This window comes from Nguyenibacter sp. L1 (assembly GCF_035199985.1).
Classification (GTDB): domain Bacteria; phylum Pseudomonadota; class Alphaproteobacteria; order Acetobacterales; family Acetobacteraceae; genus Gluconacetobacter; species Gluconacetobacter vanlangensis.
This window is the reverse complement of the sequence record NZ_CP127015.1, coordinates 495,243-510,071: the sequence shown is the minus strand read 5'-3', so window position 1 is coordinate 510,071 and position 14,829 is coordinate 495,243. Positions and strand designations below refer to the sequence as shown.

Below are 14,829 nucleotides of genomic sequence, written 5' to 3'. Positions count from 1 at the left end.
GGTCGGCCATGGCGGGACCCTTCAGTTCGAGAATCGTCTCATGTCCTTGATAGACGACGCGACGTCCGTCGCGCTGTTCGCGGACATCCCCCGCCAGATCTTCGTCATTAATCAATTCGATCCGATGACCCGTCCGGGGTCGGCGATCGCGCGCAGTTTGGGGGAACGGATGGGGCGGCGATTGCTGGGTGTCGTGCATCGTGACGAACATGTTGGTGAAGCTCTTGCGGCGCAGAAGCCGATCGCCAGCTATGCGCCGCGATCGCAGGCGCATCACGACCTGGCCGTGATTGCATGTCGGCCGACGGCCATGGTGGGCGGCTGATGCGTCGGGTCATCTTTCCCCGCGCCGCGGCGGCGCGACTGGCTGCCCCGGGCGCCGCGTTCCTGGGCGCCGCGTTCGCCCGCCTGGCGGAGGGGCGGTACGGGCGTGCCGTTCTCGGCGGCTGCGTCCTGTTCGGCGTCGTGACCGCGATGATGGCCAGCATGGCCCTGCTGTCCGACGATGCGCAACTGATCGTGGCGGCCATCGGCATCCTGCTGTTCTTTTTCGTCAATCGCCATCGCAGCGCCAGGGCCACGCTGTTTCTGCAGGTCCTCTCGCTGGTCGTATCGTTTCGCTACCTGGCCTGGCGGGTGACCGAGACGCTGGATTTCAGCTCCGCCGTGCAGGCCGCGCTGGCCATCACGCTGGGGCTGGCGGAAATCTATGCGCTGATGATGCTGCTGCTCAGCTATTTCCAGACGATCCATCCGCTGGGGCGCAAGCCGGTGCCGATGCCGGCGGATCTGTCGCTCTGGCCCAGTATCGACGTCTATATTCCGACCTATAACGAGGACCTGAGCATCGTCCGCATGACCGTGCTGGCCTGCATGGCGATGGACTGGCCCGCCGACCGGCTGAACGTCTACATCCTCGACGACGGCCGCCGGCAGGAATTCCTGGAATTCGCCCGTCTCGTCGGGGTCGGTTACATCACGCGTCCCGACAATGCCCACGCCAAGGCGGGCAACCTCAATTACGCGATGCAGCAGACGGAAGGCGAATATATCGTCATCTTCGACTGCGACCACGTGCCCGTCCGGGCGTTCCTGCAGGCGACCGTCGGCTGGTTCCTGGTCGATCCCGAACTGGCGATGATGCAGACGCCGCATCATTTCTATTCGCCCGATCCGTTCCAGCGCAATCTGGCCAAGGGGCACAGCGTCCCGCCCGAAGGCAACATGTTCTATGGCCTGTTGCAGGACGGCAATGATTTCTGGAACGCCACCTTCTTCTGCGGGTCCTGTGCCGTCCTGCGCCGCGCCGCGCTGCGGCAGATCGGCGGGATCGCCGTCGAAACGGTGACCGAGGATTGCCACACGGCGCTGAAGCTGCAGCGCAAGGGCTGGTCGACGGCGTATCTGCGCCTGCCGCTTGCGGCCGGCCTGTCGACCGAACGGCTGATCCTGCATGTCGGGCAGCGCATGCGCTGGGCGCGGGGCATGCTGCAGATCCTTCGGGTGGATAATCCGCTTTTCGGTCCCGGCCTGACGGTGGCGCAGCGGCTCTGCTATTTTTCCGCGATGGCCGGATTTCTCTTCGCCATTCCCAGGCTGATCTTCCTGACCTCGCCGCTTGCCTATCTTCTGTTCAGCCAGACCCTGATCGCCGCGTCGCCCGAGGCGATATTCGCATATGTCCTGCCGCATTTCTTTCATTCCATCGCGACGTCGGCCCGGGTGCAGAAGAACTGGCGCTATTCGTTCTGGAGCGAGATCTATGAGACTGCGCTGGCGCTCTTTCTCGTCCGCGTCACGATCGTGACCATGCTGTTCCCCAAGCATGGCAAGTTCAACGTGACCGAGAAGGGCGGCGTCCTGGAGGAATCCTATACGGACTGGCGCGCGATCTATCCCAACATCGTTCTTGGCGGCTTTCTGCTGGTGGGAATGGCGTGGGGGGCCTGGCGCCTGGCCGCGATGCAGAACGATGCGATCACGCGCAATGCACTGTGGATGAACGAAGCGTGGATCTCGGTCAGCCTGATCATCGTCCTGGCCGCGATCACCGTGGGGCATGAAACCCGGCAGTTGCGGCGCAATGCGCGTATTCCCGCCGCGTTGCCCGTGACCGTACGGGGCGCGGATGGGCGGCTTTGCCGTGGCACGACCAGCGACGTGTCGCGCGGCGGCTGCCGGCTGCATCTGGATGCCGCGGATGCGGCGATGTTCGACGCGGCGGCCGAAATCGACGTGTTTCCCGACCCGCACGAAGCCCCCGTCCGTGCGCGGGTGCTGAGCGTGCATAACGGCGTGATGAACTTTGAATGGCAGCCCGTGACGATTCGCGACGAGGCACGGATCATCCGTTTCGTCTTCGGACGCGCCGATGCCTGGACCAACTGGAATGAATACAGTCCCGACCGGCCGCTGCGCAGCCTGTGGATGGCGATCAGCAGCATCCGCAATATCGGCATGCCGGCCGACAAGCCCGCCAGTGCGCGTCATCATCCAGGCGCGATCGCCGCGCGGGCGCGGGCGCGCCAATCGATCGGCGATACGCGCCGGGAGGTCGTGACGTTGATGCCGCGCAAAACGAATTCGATGATGGTTGCGCTGGGTGCGCTGAGTGCGCTTGGTCTGGCTTCGACCGCCATGGCCCAGGCGGCGAACACCATGCCGCCGGCCGGCGCGTCGTCCGTGCCGGCGGATGTGGGGGCGGATGTGGGGGCGGCGGATGCGGGGGACGATTTGCCGCTGCCGAAACCGCGCGGCGCCACCGGTGCTGCGTCGGCGGTGCAGGGTGAGGCCCAGATCGGGACCCTGCCCGACGCCTCGCCCGGCCCCTTGTCAGGGGCCTTGCCTGGCGCCTTGCCCGGTGCGTCGACCCGCACCTGGACGCTGCGGCAGCTTGGCGCGCCGGCCGCGATGCACATGACGCCCTATGCCGCGATTCAGGGACTGGATTTCGGCATCCCGTCCAGCCAGCTCGTGACGTCGGCGCATCTGACGCTGACGGGCGCGCTGTCCCCGTCGCTGCTGGCGCAGAGCAGCAGCGTCACGATCCGGCTGAACGACCAGTATGTCGGAACCATCCCAGTCAATCGCGATCATCCGGAATTCGGTCCGTTGACCTTCCCGGTCAATCCCGCCTTCTTCATGGCGCGGAACACGCTCAATTTCACGTTCGCCGGCCAATATACCGAAACCTGCGGCAACCAGGTCAGCGACGTGCTGTGGGCCGACATGTCCGGGCAGTCGGCGATCAGCGTGACGACCGTGCCGCTGCCCGCGCGCCGCATGCTCTCTGCGTTGCCGGCGCCTTTCGTCGATACGGCGATGAATGAGCGGGCGGTCGTGCCGTTCGTGCTGCCGAACCGGATGGAAATGGCGTCGCCGCGCACGGTCGCGGTCCTGAAGGCGGCGGCGGATATCGCGTCCTGGTTCGGCAAGATCGCCGATTTTCATCATGTCAGCTTTCCGGTCTCGACCGACGTGCCGTCGGCGGGAAATGCCGTCGCCATCGGTGTGGCGGCCGACCTGCCGCCCGCGATCGCCCGGTCGGTTTCCGTCGCCGGGCCGACCCTTGTGGAAATCGGCAATCCCACGGACCCGTTCGGGACGATCCTGGTGGTGACGGGGCGCAGCGACGCGGAACTGGCCGCCGCCGCGCGGGGGCTGGCCTTCATGTCGGAATCGCTGGGCGCCGGTTCCAGCCAGATCGTCCCGCCGGTGACCGTCGGACCGCGCCGGCCTTATGACGCGCCGGCTTTCCTGCCGACCGATCGCGTGGTGCGTTTCGGAGAACTGGTCAGTTCGAGCGCGCTGCAAGGCCATGGTTACGTGCCCGGCACGCTGGCGGTGCCGTTCCGTATCTCGCCGGACCTGTATACGTGGCGCGACCGCCCGTTCGAGGCCGATTTCCGTATCCGGACGCCGCTGGAAAGCGACGTCGACCTGCGGCAGTCCCGCGTCGACGTGGCGCTGAACGACGTCTATCTGGCCAGCTATTCCTGGCGCGCGCCCGAGCGCCTGCCGCGCCTGCTGAGCCGGTTCTTTCCGGATACGTCGCCTGTGCTTCAGGATCGGGCGAGGCTGCCGATCTGGGGCGTCTATGGCCAGAACGAGCTGAAATTCTATTTCGACGGCCGTCCGGCGATGCGCCGGGATTGCAGCGCGATGCCGCAGGACATCTCGGTCGGCATCGATCCGGATTCCACCCTGGATTTCCGGCGCGCCTATCATTTCGCCACGCTGCCCAACCTGGCCTATTTCGCCAATAGCGGCTTTCCGTTCACCCGCATGGCGGATCTGTCGCAGACCGCGGTGGTCCTGCCGCCCCGGCCGGGCCCGGCAATCCTGACGGCCTATCTGGATCTGATTGGAATGCTGGGCTCTTATAGCTGGTATCCGGCGGAACGCGTCGCGGTGGTCGGCCCGGGGCAGGTCGGGACGGTCCGCGATGACGACCTGATCGTCCTGGATACGCTGCCGGGCAATGATCTGGTCGCGTCCCTGCTGGCAGGCACCCCCTATGGGCTGGAAAATGGCCGGTTGCGGATGGCGCAGCGTTCGATTCTCGATGGAATCCGCTATGCTTTTCCGGAAAGCCGGTCGCATGAGGGACGCACGGTCGCCCTGGAAGGGTCGCTGCCGCTGAATGGCGGGGGCGCGCTGGTCGGCACCGAATCCCCCTATGCGGCGGGGCGATCGGTGGTCCTGATGCTGGGCGGCACGCCGCAAGGCGTCGACGATCTGGTCCATGTCCTGCAGGATCCCAGCCTGCAGAAGGGCGTGCAGGGCGACCTGACGGTGGTCGACGGCGACAAGATCGTCGCGTCGCGCAATGGTGCGACCTATACGGTCGGGTCTCTGCCCTGGTGGCTGTGGTCGGACTGGGTCCTGCGCGAACACCCGATCCGCGTGATAGTACTGTCGGTTCTCGGCGCGCTGGTGACGGGCCTGGCCTTGAACAAGGGGTTGTCCCTGCGCGCGGCACGGCGGCAGGCCTATCTCGACGCCAGCGGGGCAGGCGGACGATGAGGCCGTGCCGCAGTTTCCGGGGCCGCCGCACCCGGGCGGGCCTGCGCATCCTGCTGTTGGGCGGCGGATTATGGGGTGGCGGATCGGTCCTCTCGCCTTGTGCCGAGGCCCAGGATAGGAGGCCCCAGGACAGAGGGGCCCAGGACGCAAATGCTGCTGCGGCGGGGCAGGCCGGGATGGGGCAGACCGAGGCGGGACAGGAAAGCGCGCTGGTGACGATCCTGATCCAGCGGGCGCAATACTGGCTCGACAAGGGACGGTACGACCAGGTGCAGCAGGCGCTGGGCCAGGCGCGGCAGGTCGCGCCGCGCGACCCGCGCGCGATCGCGCTGTCGGGCCAGTTGGCATTGCGTATGGGCGATCCCGATCTGGCCCGCCGGATGGCGGCGCTGCTGCACGATGTGGCGCCCGCCGCGCAGGAGACGCGGCAACTGGACCAGGCCCTGCGCCTGCAGGGGGGCGCGGGCGACGCGCTTGAAGCAATCCGCGCGGCGGCCCGCAGCGGCCAGACCAGTGCGGCGGTGGCCGGATACCGGCGCCTGTTCCCCGATGGTCCGCCGCCGCAATATGCCTTGGAATATTACCATACCCTGGCCGGCGCGGTGGGCTATCGCGACCAGGGATTGACGGGATTGCGCAACCTTGTCGCCGCCGATCCGGACGACGTCGCGGCGCAGATCGCCTATGCCCAGGTCTTGACCTGGCGTGATGCCACCCGTCTCGGCGGGCTGGCCCGCCTGCAGCGCCTGGACGGGCTGCCGGGCTTGTCCGCACCTGATCGCGCGGCCATCCGCAGGGCCTGGCGCACGGCTCTGCTCTGGCTGCCCGAGGCGCCCGAAACCGTGCCGTACTACGATGCGTGGCTGCGGCTCGATCCCGGCGATACCGAAATCGGCACCGTGCGGGGCAAGGCGCGGGCCGCGCAGCCCCAGGGCGTGGCGCAGGACAGGACGCAGGGTTTCGAGGATCTGAATGCCGGCCGCCTCGATGCCGCCGCCGCGCATTTCATGCACGCCCTGACCGGCAGCCCCAACGATCCCGACGCGCTGGGCGGCCTGGGCGTGACGCGGATGCGCCAGGGCCGGGCGGACGAAGCCCGCGACCTGCTGTCGCGCGCCAGCCAGGCCGGTCCGGTGGAGGCCGCCAAATGGCGTGACGCGTTGAACGGCGCCACGGTCTCGGGCGCGTACGGCCAGGTGCATCGCCTGATGGCGCTGGGGCACTATGCCGATGCGCAATCCCTGATCGACAGCACGCTTGCCGCGGATCCGACGCAGATCGGGCTGGTCGCCCTTCAGGGCGACATTGCCCGCCGGCGTGGCGATATCGGCCGGGCCGAGACGCTCTATCGTCATGTCCTGCAGGCGCAGCCCGACAATCTGGATGCCTTGCAGGGGCTTTATCAGATCCTGCAATCCTCCGGCCGCCAGGCGCAGGCCGCGGCATTGACGGAGCGGCTGCGGCGTCTGTCGCCGGCCTTCGTGCGGCAGATGGCGCAGTCCGATCTGCTGGCCCGGGCCGGGCAGGCACCGACGCTGGATGATCGCATCGGCCTGCTGCGCCAGGGCGTCGCGGACCAGCCGCAGGACCCGTGGATCCGTCTGCGCCTGGCCCAGGCGCTGACGGAAGCGGGCGACCGCGCCGAAGCGGCGGAGGTGATGGCGCCGCTGTCGTCGCCCGATGGGCGCGTCGGCATCGCGGCGTTGCAGGCCGCGATCTATTTCGCCAACCAGACCGACGACTTCACGACGGTCAGGCAGCTTCTGCAGCGCCTGCCGCGTGGGGCCCGCCCGCCCGACATCCAGCGCATCGCGGCCAGGGCCGAAGACCAGCAACTGGTCGCCGATGCGCCGCCCGACCTGCCGGAAGCGAGACTTTATTTCCTGCAGATGGCGCATCGCGGCCGGGATCCCGATGGCGCCCGGGGACGATTGGTCGCCGACGCGCTGCTGGCGCGCGGGGATGCCGCCGGCGCGCGCAGCATTCTGGAGGCGTTCCTGGAGGCGTCCTATCCCCCGACGCCGCGCCAGCGCCTGGCCTATGCCGGGGTTTACATGCGCATGCAGGATTCGCGGCATGCCCGTCAGATGTTGGAAGGACTCACCATGGCCGGCCATGGTGAGTCCTCTCTGGGGGCCGATGACCTGGCGGCCCTGCGCAGCCTGCGGACGGGCCTGGCGATCCTGGCATCGGATCAATTGAACGATCAGGGGCGGCAGGCCGACGCGTTCGACGCGCTGCAGCCGGCGCTGACCGAAACCCAGCCCAGCGCGGCCGCTCGGCTGGCGCTCGCGCGGCTTTATCAATCCAGCAATCAGCCGGCGATGGCGCTGTCCATCGCGCGTGCCGTGACCGCGCGGGATCCTTCGGACCTGGATGCCAGGCTGAGCGTCGTGCGTCTCGCGCTGCAGGCGGATGACCTCGACGAAGCCGAGGCCCAACTGCGCGAGATGACCGAGCAGGCGCCCTCGGACCCGCGGACCTGGCTGGCGTCGGCGGTCATTCACCGGGCGGGGGGCAACTGGACGGCCAGCCTGGGGGATCTTGCGCGGGCGCGGGACCTGCGGTTGCAGCAGGTCGGCCATGGTGCCGGCACGCGGGATGGCATTCCGTTGGACAACCCGTTCCGCACGGCGGCGCGGCGCGCGGAATCCGGTGGCGCGGAGAGCCAGGACCCGGTCCTGCGCGCCATCGACAGCGAGGCCGCCAGCACGACCCGGGATTACGCGCCGTTCGTCGATATCGGCCCGGTCTATCGCACCCGGTCGGGGACCGGTCTGAACCAGTTGACCGAAGGCGACCTGGCGATGTCCGCCGCGTTCCCGGTCGGCCCGGGGCGCCTGACGGCATCGGTCACCCCGGCGGTCCTTTCGACCGGCACCGGCAGCATGGATTACATCGAGGGCCTGCGCGAAGTCGGGGTCACGGCCCTGACCGGCGACTACGCCGCCGCAATGCGCCGCCGCGACGCGGTCGGCGCCGGGCTGAACGTCGCCTATGCGTGGCGGTGGCTGACGCTGGATCTGGGCACGTCGCCCCTGGGGTTCAGCGAAACCAACATCCTCGGCGGCCTGTCGTTCAGCCCGCAACTGACCAGCACGATGCGCCTGCGGGTGACGGCCGAGCGACGGGCGGCCACGGACAGCATTCTGTCCTATGCCGGCCTGCATGACAGCGCGGTCGGCGGGAGTTGGGGCGGGGTGGTGCGGAACCGGCTGAACAGTCAGCTGGAATATGGCGACCCGCTGATGAATTTCTATCTTCGTGGCGGCTTCGCCTATCTGCAGGGCCACGGCACGCCGGACAATATCGAGTACGAGGCCGGCGGCGGGGGCGGCGTGTCCCTGTACAAGGACACGGTCAATGCCGTGCGGCTGGGTGTGGATCTCACCTGGTTCCGGTACAACAACAACCAGTATCTTTTTACTTATGGTAATGGCGGTTATTTCTCGCCGCAATCCTTTGTCTCGTTGCTTGTGCCGGTACGATATGCGGGGCAGAGTGGCCAATGGACGTGGAATGCCGGCGCGTCGCTCGGCTTCCAATCCTATCACTCCCGTTCCGCCCTGTTCTATCCGACCAGCCCCGTCCTGCAGGCCGTGCTGGACGGCAGCGATCCGGCCGGAGCCCTGTCGCCCGGCCGGTCGTCATCGGGCCTGGTCGGGGGGGCGAACGCGCATCTGTCCTATCAGGTGACCCCGGTGCTGCGTGTCGCCGGCGATCTGCTCTACCAGAAAGCCGGCCCTTGGAACGAAACGACGGCCGGGCTGTCCATTCATTATTCCTTCGAGGATGGCCGCTGATGTCTTCCGACATGATTTTCTTCCTGCGCGAATTCGCGGCCGGTTTCGACGCGCAGGTCGGGTCCGAGGCGCGGGATCGTTTCCTGCGCCAGGTCGGCGCGAGCATGGCGGGGCGCTTGACGCTGCCGCCATGCGAAACGGTCGAGGCGCTGGAACTGGAAATCAATGCGCATCTGGCGCTACTCGGGTGGGGGCGGGCGACGCTGGCCGTCGATACGGCCCGGAAAAAACTGCGTATTCGCCATGTCGGTCTGCCGCGTATCGGGTCGGCCGGTGCGCCGGCGGGGTTTTGGCTGGCATCCTGCCTGGCCGGGCTTTATGAAACCTGGATCGGTCGCCAGCCGGATGCCCAGCCCGGCTATGGCATCATCTGGCAGCCGGATCAGGAAACCGCGGACGATCTTCTGACGTTGGAATTTGGTGCGGGGGACCATGGTGCCCGCCGGGCCTGAGGCCCGGTAGCGGCGTCGCGGGGCGGGAGGGCGGAACGCCGCTTTAATGCGGCGGGAAGGTTCATGGCCATTGAAAATGGGGCCTTGCCGGCGCATATGCGCCGGTCTGAACGGTGCAAAATTGGTTTCTTTTCATTTGCTTGCAAATTCCAAACAATGCGGCGATATTGTGGCCGTGGACTTTTCGGGCAGCGGAGCCTGATTGCGCATTCCAAGATTACTACAAGAATTTTCAAAATTCATTTAAACGACGCTTCGTGGATGCAGGAATTGCCATGTCGAGTTTCAGCCAGAATATTCGCTGGGATGCGGGTTTCGGTCGCCTGATCCAGAAAAAAATCATGCCGTCGGGCGGATTTTACCGGGCACTCGTCATATGGCTTGTTATTTCCGGAATCATCTGGGGCGTGATCGGCTATCTCGCGTGGTGCCTGTGGCGCTGGATATAGCCCGCGTGATGTGACGGGTGGCCGGCTATGGGTGGCCGGCTGCTGGTCCGGCGGCAGTGAATAGTCCGGCGGGCACGAACCGGCGACCTTGCGGCGCGTTGCGGGCACAGGCCCCACGCATGGGGCCCAGCCCTTCGGAGCGCCGTCATGACATGGTCGATCCCACTGGGTCGCGTCGCCGGCACCGCCATTCGGGTGCATGTGACGTTCTTTCTGCTTCTGCTCTGGGTGGCGATGGTTGCCGGCGCGCAGGGCGGTCCCGATGCGGCCTGGCAGGGGGTGGTCTTCATCCTGCTGGTCTTCGTCTGCGTGGTCCTGCACGAATTCGGCCATATCCTGATGGCGCGACATTTCGGGGTGAGCACGTCCGACATCACGCTGCTGCCGATCGGCGGCGTCGCGCGTCTGGCGCGGATGCCCGAAAACCCGACCCAGGAATTGCTGGTGGCCCTGGCCGGACCGGCGGTCAACCTGGTGATCGCGCTGGTGCTGTTCACGGCGACCGGCACCCGGCCCAGCCTGGCCGCGGCGGCGGGGGCGTTCGGGACCGGGAACCTGGTGGCGCGCCTGGCGACGGTCAATCTGTTCCTGTTGCTGTTCAACCTGTTGCCGGCCTTTCCGATGGATGGCGGGCGGGTGCTGCGCGCGCTGCTGGGCTATCGCATGAGCTTCGTCCATGCGACGCAGGTTGCGGCCTCGATCGGGCAGGGGGTGGCGATCGGGCTGGGATTTCTGGGACTGCTGGGCAATCCGATCCTGCTGTTCATCGCGCTGTTCGTCTATCTGGGCGCCGCGGCCGAGTCCCACATGGTGCAGTTGCGCCAGGTCGCGCAGGGGCTGATCGCGGGTGAATCCATGATGACGCGCTATCAGGCCCTACCGCTGTCGGCCACGCTGGGCGATGCGGCGGATGCCCTGGTGCGGACGGCCCAGCCGGTCTTTCCGGTCATGGACGGGCAGGAGCGGCTGCGGGGCGTGCTGACCCAATCCGCCCTGGTCGCGCGGCTGCATGTCGACGGTCCCGACGGGGCGGTGGCGGATGCGATGGTGCCTGCGATTCCCGCCATCCATCCCTATCAGCCGCTGTCCGAGGCGCTGCGCCTGCTGCAGGAGCCGCCCAACCCGCCCGCGGTCGCCGTGGTCGGCCCGGATGACCGGCTGATGGGGTTGATTACCGCGGATACGATCGGCGAGGTGATGCTGACCCATGGCGTGAACAACCGCCCGCCCGTCGGCCCGGCCCGGCCGCCGGGTGACCGGGCGGCGGCCTGACGGGGCCGGGTGCTACGCCACCACGAGCGGTTCGGCCTCGGCGATCTCGGTCCGGTTGCGGCCCTTCTTCTTGGCCCGGTACAGGGCCGCGTCGGCCCGGCGCAGCAGGTGTTCGTAATCCGGATGGCCGGAATAGAGCGCCGCGCCGATCGACACGGTCATGCGGCAGGTCGTGCCGTCGGGCATGGTTACGGCGGTCGCTTCGACCTGCCGGCGCAGGCGCTCGGCGGTCTGGGCCATCCGGGTGCCGTCCGTGTCGCCCAGCACGATCAGGAATTCCTCGCCGCCATAGCGGAAGACCATGTCGCTGGGCCGGCAGGATTCTTCCACGACCCGGGCGACGGCGCGCAGCACGGCGTCGCCGCCGGCATGGCCGTGGGTGTCGTTGACGTGCTTGAAATGGTCCACGTCCAGAAACAGCACGGCGAGCGGCCGGCCGGTCTGGTTGGCCACCCGCAATTCGTACGACATGATCGACGGCAGGAAGCGCCGGTTCAGCACCCGGGTCAGCGGGTCGGCGGCATCGCCGCCGTTGCGGCTGCTGCGGAACAGCATGTCCAGGCTGTTCATGATCTCGGTTACATCGGCATGCAGCGCCGCCAGAGGGGCGGACATGTCGTCGCCCGCCGTGACGGCGCGCATGATCGCCGGCAGCCTGTCCTGGTCGATCCGGGCGATCAGCCCGGTCAGATGGGGGACGATCGCGGTGCCGTCGAACAGCAATCCGACCTTGTGGGTCACCCATAGGCCGAATTCGGAGCGGGCCAGCCCGGCGGGCCGCGGCGTGTCGGATGTCCGGGCGGCGCAGATCGTCCGCAGCACGTCGTAGCTCCAGGCCATCAGCGCCGCCTTCTGGGTCTCGCCCTCACGCGACAGGTCCTGGTTCAGCGCGAAGAGGCGATAGGCGGTGTCGGCCGCCGCCGTGCGCTCGCGGTGCCGCCAATAGGTGAAGGAAATCAGCCCCATCGCTCCGGAGAGGGTGCCGACGATGTAGATGACCGCGTCGGTGAACAGGTCATGGTCCAGCGTCCGCGTGCCCAGGGCCTGGATCAGGGCGCGCTGGATCAGCGATACGCCTTCGGACACCAGGGCGACGGAAATCCCGGCCCGGGCGTGGAAGCGCCCGATATGGCGCTGGGCCTCGACCAGGCGGGTCGGAGCGGGCGGCGCGGCCGGGAATAATTCGCCCAGCCAGCGCGCCAGCGAGGCATGCAGCCGGTCGGTCGTGGCGGCGTCGGCCAGAAAGCCGCCTGCCTCGGCATGTTCGGTGAAATGCGCGTAGAACGCGGCGACCAGCGCCGGAGTGTGGTCCCGGACCAGGTCGTGAACCACCTGGCGCGCGGCGGGCGACGTCGCGGCGAAGACGTGCTGCAGCGCGGCGTCGGCGGTCGAAGCCGATTCGCCCTTCATGCCTGATTCCGCCCGGCCGGCATGGCCGGTGTGGGGAAAATATTTCGGAAAACATACTGAATCGTCAAATCGGGCACTCTGTCGTCCTGGTAGTCTTCAAATTAAATCAAATGCTTAGATGGGTACTGATTTCCGCAACCCATCATATGAATTTCGGGGGCGGGATACCAGCCAGGGGCCGGTCCGGCGATCGGGCGGTCATGGAGCGAAGGTTCGCCGGTCCGCGCGCGGCGCTCTTGCATCGTAACGGAAGCGGTAGGACAGTCGCGCCGCACACGGCCCGCGGGCCGGAAGACAGTCGCAGAGGGGGCAGGGACGGGTGAAGCAGGACGGCGCGGGGGTTCATGGCTGGATCGATCGGACCTTTCACGTCACGCGTCGGGGGTCGACCGTGGTGCGGGAACTGGTTGCCGGGCTGACCACGTTCGGGGCGATGGCGTATATCATGATCGTCAACCCCGCGATCATGGCGCTGGCCGGGCTGAACCGGCACGACATGATCATGACCACCATCGCCGCCTCGGTCTGCGGGTCGCTGCTGATGGCGGTGATGGCCAACCTGCCGATCGCCCTGGCCCCGGCGATGAGCAGCAACCTGATCTTCGCCCAGGTCGTCGTGGCCCAGATGGGCATCGCGCCGCCGGTCGCCTTCACCATGGTGCTGATCGGCGGCGTGGCCTTCGTGCTTCTGTCGCTGAGCCGGTGGCGGCAGAAGATCGTCATGGGCTTCCCCGTGCCGGTGCGCAACGGCATCCATTGCGCGATCGGCGCCTTCATCGCGCATATCGGCATGGTCAGCGGCGGCCTGGCGGTGGCGGGGGCGCAGGGATTTTCCTTCGGCGCGCTGCGCGACCCCGCCGTGCTGCTGGCGACGGCGGGCCTGTTTCTGGCCGGGGCGCTGCGGATGCTGCGCGTGCCGGCGGGGATGTTGCTGTCCATCGTCGTGCTGACGGTGGCGGGCTGCTTCGTCCACCATCCGGACGGCACCGTGGTGACGCGCCTGCCGGATCGCTGGATCGAATGGCCGCATTATCCGGCCCATCTGCTGTTCTCGTTCGATTTCCACGGGTTCCTGACCCATATCGGGCTGGTTCTGCCGGTGACGCTGTATTTCTTCCTGGGCGATTTCTTCGATGCGACGGGCACGATGATGGCCGTGACGCGCCGGGCCGGGCTGACGGTCGAGGACGGCCAGCCCGTGCTGGGGCGCGCGGCCTTCGCCGCCGACGGCGCGGCCAGCGTGGCCGGGGCGGTGCTGGGGACCTCGACGGTCACGGCCTATCTGGAATCGCTGGTGGGGGTCGAGGCCGGCGGCCGGACCGGGCTGGTCGGGGTGACCGCCGCCGTGCTGTTCCTGGCCGCGTCGGTGCTGTGGCCGATCATCACCGCGGTGCCCGCGCTGGCGACGGCGCCGGTACTGGTCCTGGTGGGGCTGGGCATGCTGTCCGACATGGGCAAGGCCGATGACGGCGAACCGGGCGGCGTGCTGGCGCCGCTGCTGATGGTGCTGGTGACCGTGATGACCGGCAATTTCATGGTCAGCCTGGCGCTGGGCCTGCTGCTGTATACCGCGCTGGCGGTGGCCGCGCGCCGCTGGTCGGAGGTGACGCCGATCCTGCTGGCGCTGGATGCGGTGTTCGTCGTCTATCTGGTGCTGGCCAGCGGCATGGGGGGGCATTCGTGATGGCGCGCGCGGCGGGCAGGCTGGGGACCGGTTTCGCGGTCGGGGTCATGGTCGCGATCGGGGTCATGGTCGCGATCGGGGGCGGGGTTGGGGCGGCGGGGCCGGCGCGGGCCGGGGACCGGGAATGGCCCGACACGGCGCAGTCTCGCCTGGCGCTGCAGGCCCTGGTGGAGGGGCTGGACGCGCGGCTGCTGTCGCATCCCAGCGCGACCCTGACGCTGGAGGGCTGGTGCCGCGAGCACGGGCTGGCCGCCGTGCCCCGCGTCGTGGCGCGGCGGGTGCCGGGCGTCTTTCGTTCCGCCAGCGCCGCCCAGCGGCAGGAACTGGCGGTCGGGCCCGACGAGCCGGTCGCCTATCGCCGGGTGGAACTGGCCTGCGGGTCGCGTGTGCTGTCGGTGGCCGATAACTGGTACGTGCCCGCACGGCTGACCCCGGCGATGAACGCGCTGCTGGAACGGACCGACACGGCGTTCGGCCATGCGGTGGCCGACCTGCATTTCACCCGCCGCACCCTGGACAGCATGAGGCTGTTCGCGCCGCTGCCGGACGGTTGGGAAATGCACAGGCTGCCGCCGGCGGAACAGGGCCGGATCGTCATCCCCGCCGCGATCCTGCGCCATCGCGCGTTGTTGTATCGCCAGGACGGGATGCCGTTCAGCCAGGTGGTCGAAACCTATACCGCCGCCATGCTGGATTTTCCGCCGCCGCGCTGAGCGCGCCGGGGGTATAAGGGG

General features: G+C 67.9%; 9 protein-coding genes. 8 read left to right on the top strand and 1 reads right to left on the bottom strand.

What is annotated here, in order from left to right:
• Positions 1 to 40: 40 nt before the first annotated feature.
• The 6 genes from QN315_RS02295 to QN315_RS02270 all read left to right on the top strand — a co-directional run bounded on the left by QN315_RS02295 (position 41) and on the right by QN315_RS02270 (position 11,001).
• The gene (locus QN315_RS02295) at positions 41 to 325 is read left to right on the top strand and encodes a cellulose synthase operon protein YhjQ/BcsQ (protein ID WP_323991327.1); all 285 of its coding nucleotides are present in this window, start codon (positions 41 to 43) and stop codon (positions 323 to 325) included.
• Positions 295 to 5,025, top strand: coding sequence for a UDP-forming cellulose synthase catalytic subunit (bcsA, locus tag QN315_RS02290; protein ID WP_323991326.1), 4,731 nt, complete (start codon positions 295 to 297; stop codon positions 5,023 to 5,025). The genes QN315_RS02295 and bcsA overlap by 31 nt, the downstream gene beginning before the upstream one ends.
• A 176-nt stretch (positions 5,026 to 5,201) precedes the next feature.
• Positions 5,202 to 8,828 carry a cellulose synthase subunit BcsC-related outer membrane protein gene (locus QN315_RS02285; protein ID WP_323991325.1) on the top strand — a complete coding sequence of 1,209 codons (3,627 nt, stop codon included), beginning with the start codon at positions 5,202 to 5,204 and terminating at the stop codon, positions 8,826 to 8,828.
• Positions 8,828 to 9,280, top strand: a complete 453-nt coding sequence (gene bcsD / locus QN315_RS02280; protein ID WP_323991324.1) for a cellulose biosynthesis protein BcsD — start codon at positions 8,828 to 8,830, stop codon at positions 9,278 to 9,280. The genes QN315_RS02285 and bcsD overlap by 1 nt, the downstream gene beginning before the upstream one ends.
• Positions 9,281 to 9,555: 275 nt before the next feature.
• Positions 9,556 to 9,729 carry a hypothetical protein gene (locus tag QN315_RS02275; protein WP_176639388.1) on the top strand — a complete coding sequence of 58 codons (174 nt, stop codon included), beginning with the start codon at positions 9,556 to 9,558 and terminating at the stop codon, positions 9,727 to 9,729.
• Between the two features lie 147 nt (positions 9,730 to 9,876).
• Complete coding sequence (locus QN315_RS02270; protein ID WP_323991323.1) at positions 9,877 to 11,001, top strand: site-2 protease family protein; 1,125 nt, start codon at positions 9,877 to 9,879, stop codon at positions 10,999 to 11,001.
• A gap of 12 nt (positions 11,002 to 11,013) precedes the next feature.
• On the opposite strand, the gene QN315_RS02265 is transcribed toward QN315_RS02270, so the two are convergent.
• Positions 11,014 to 12,411, bottom strand: coding sequence for a GGDEF domain-containing protein (locus QN315_RS02265; RefSeq protein WP_323991322.1), 1,398 nt, complete (start codon positions 12,409 to 12,411; stop codon positions 11,014 to 11,016).
• Positions 12,412 to 12,730: 319 nt separating this feature from the next.
• Between QN315_RS02265 and QN315_RS02260 the strand changes: the two genes are divergently transcribed.
• Complete coding sequence (locus QN315_RS02260; RefSeq protein WP_323991321.1) at positions 12,731 to 14,095, top strand: NCS2 family permease; 1,365 nt, start codon at positions 12,731 to 12,733, stop codon at positions 14,093 to 14,095.
• Entirely contained in the window at positions 14,095 to 14,808 is a 714-nt protein-coding gene (locus QN315_RS02255; RefSeq protein WP_323993772.1) for a hypothetical protein, read from the top strand. Before QN315_RS02260 ends, QN315_RS02255 begins: the two co-directional genes overlap by 1 nt.
• The last annotated feature ends 21 nt before the right edge of the window (positions 14,809 to 14,829 follow it).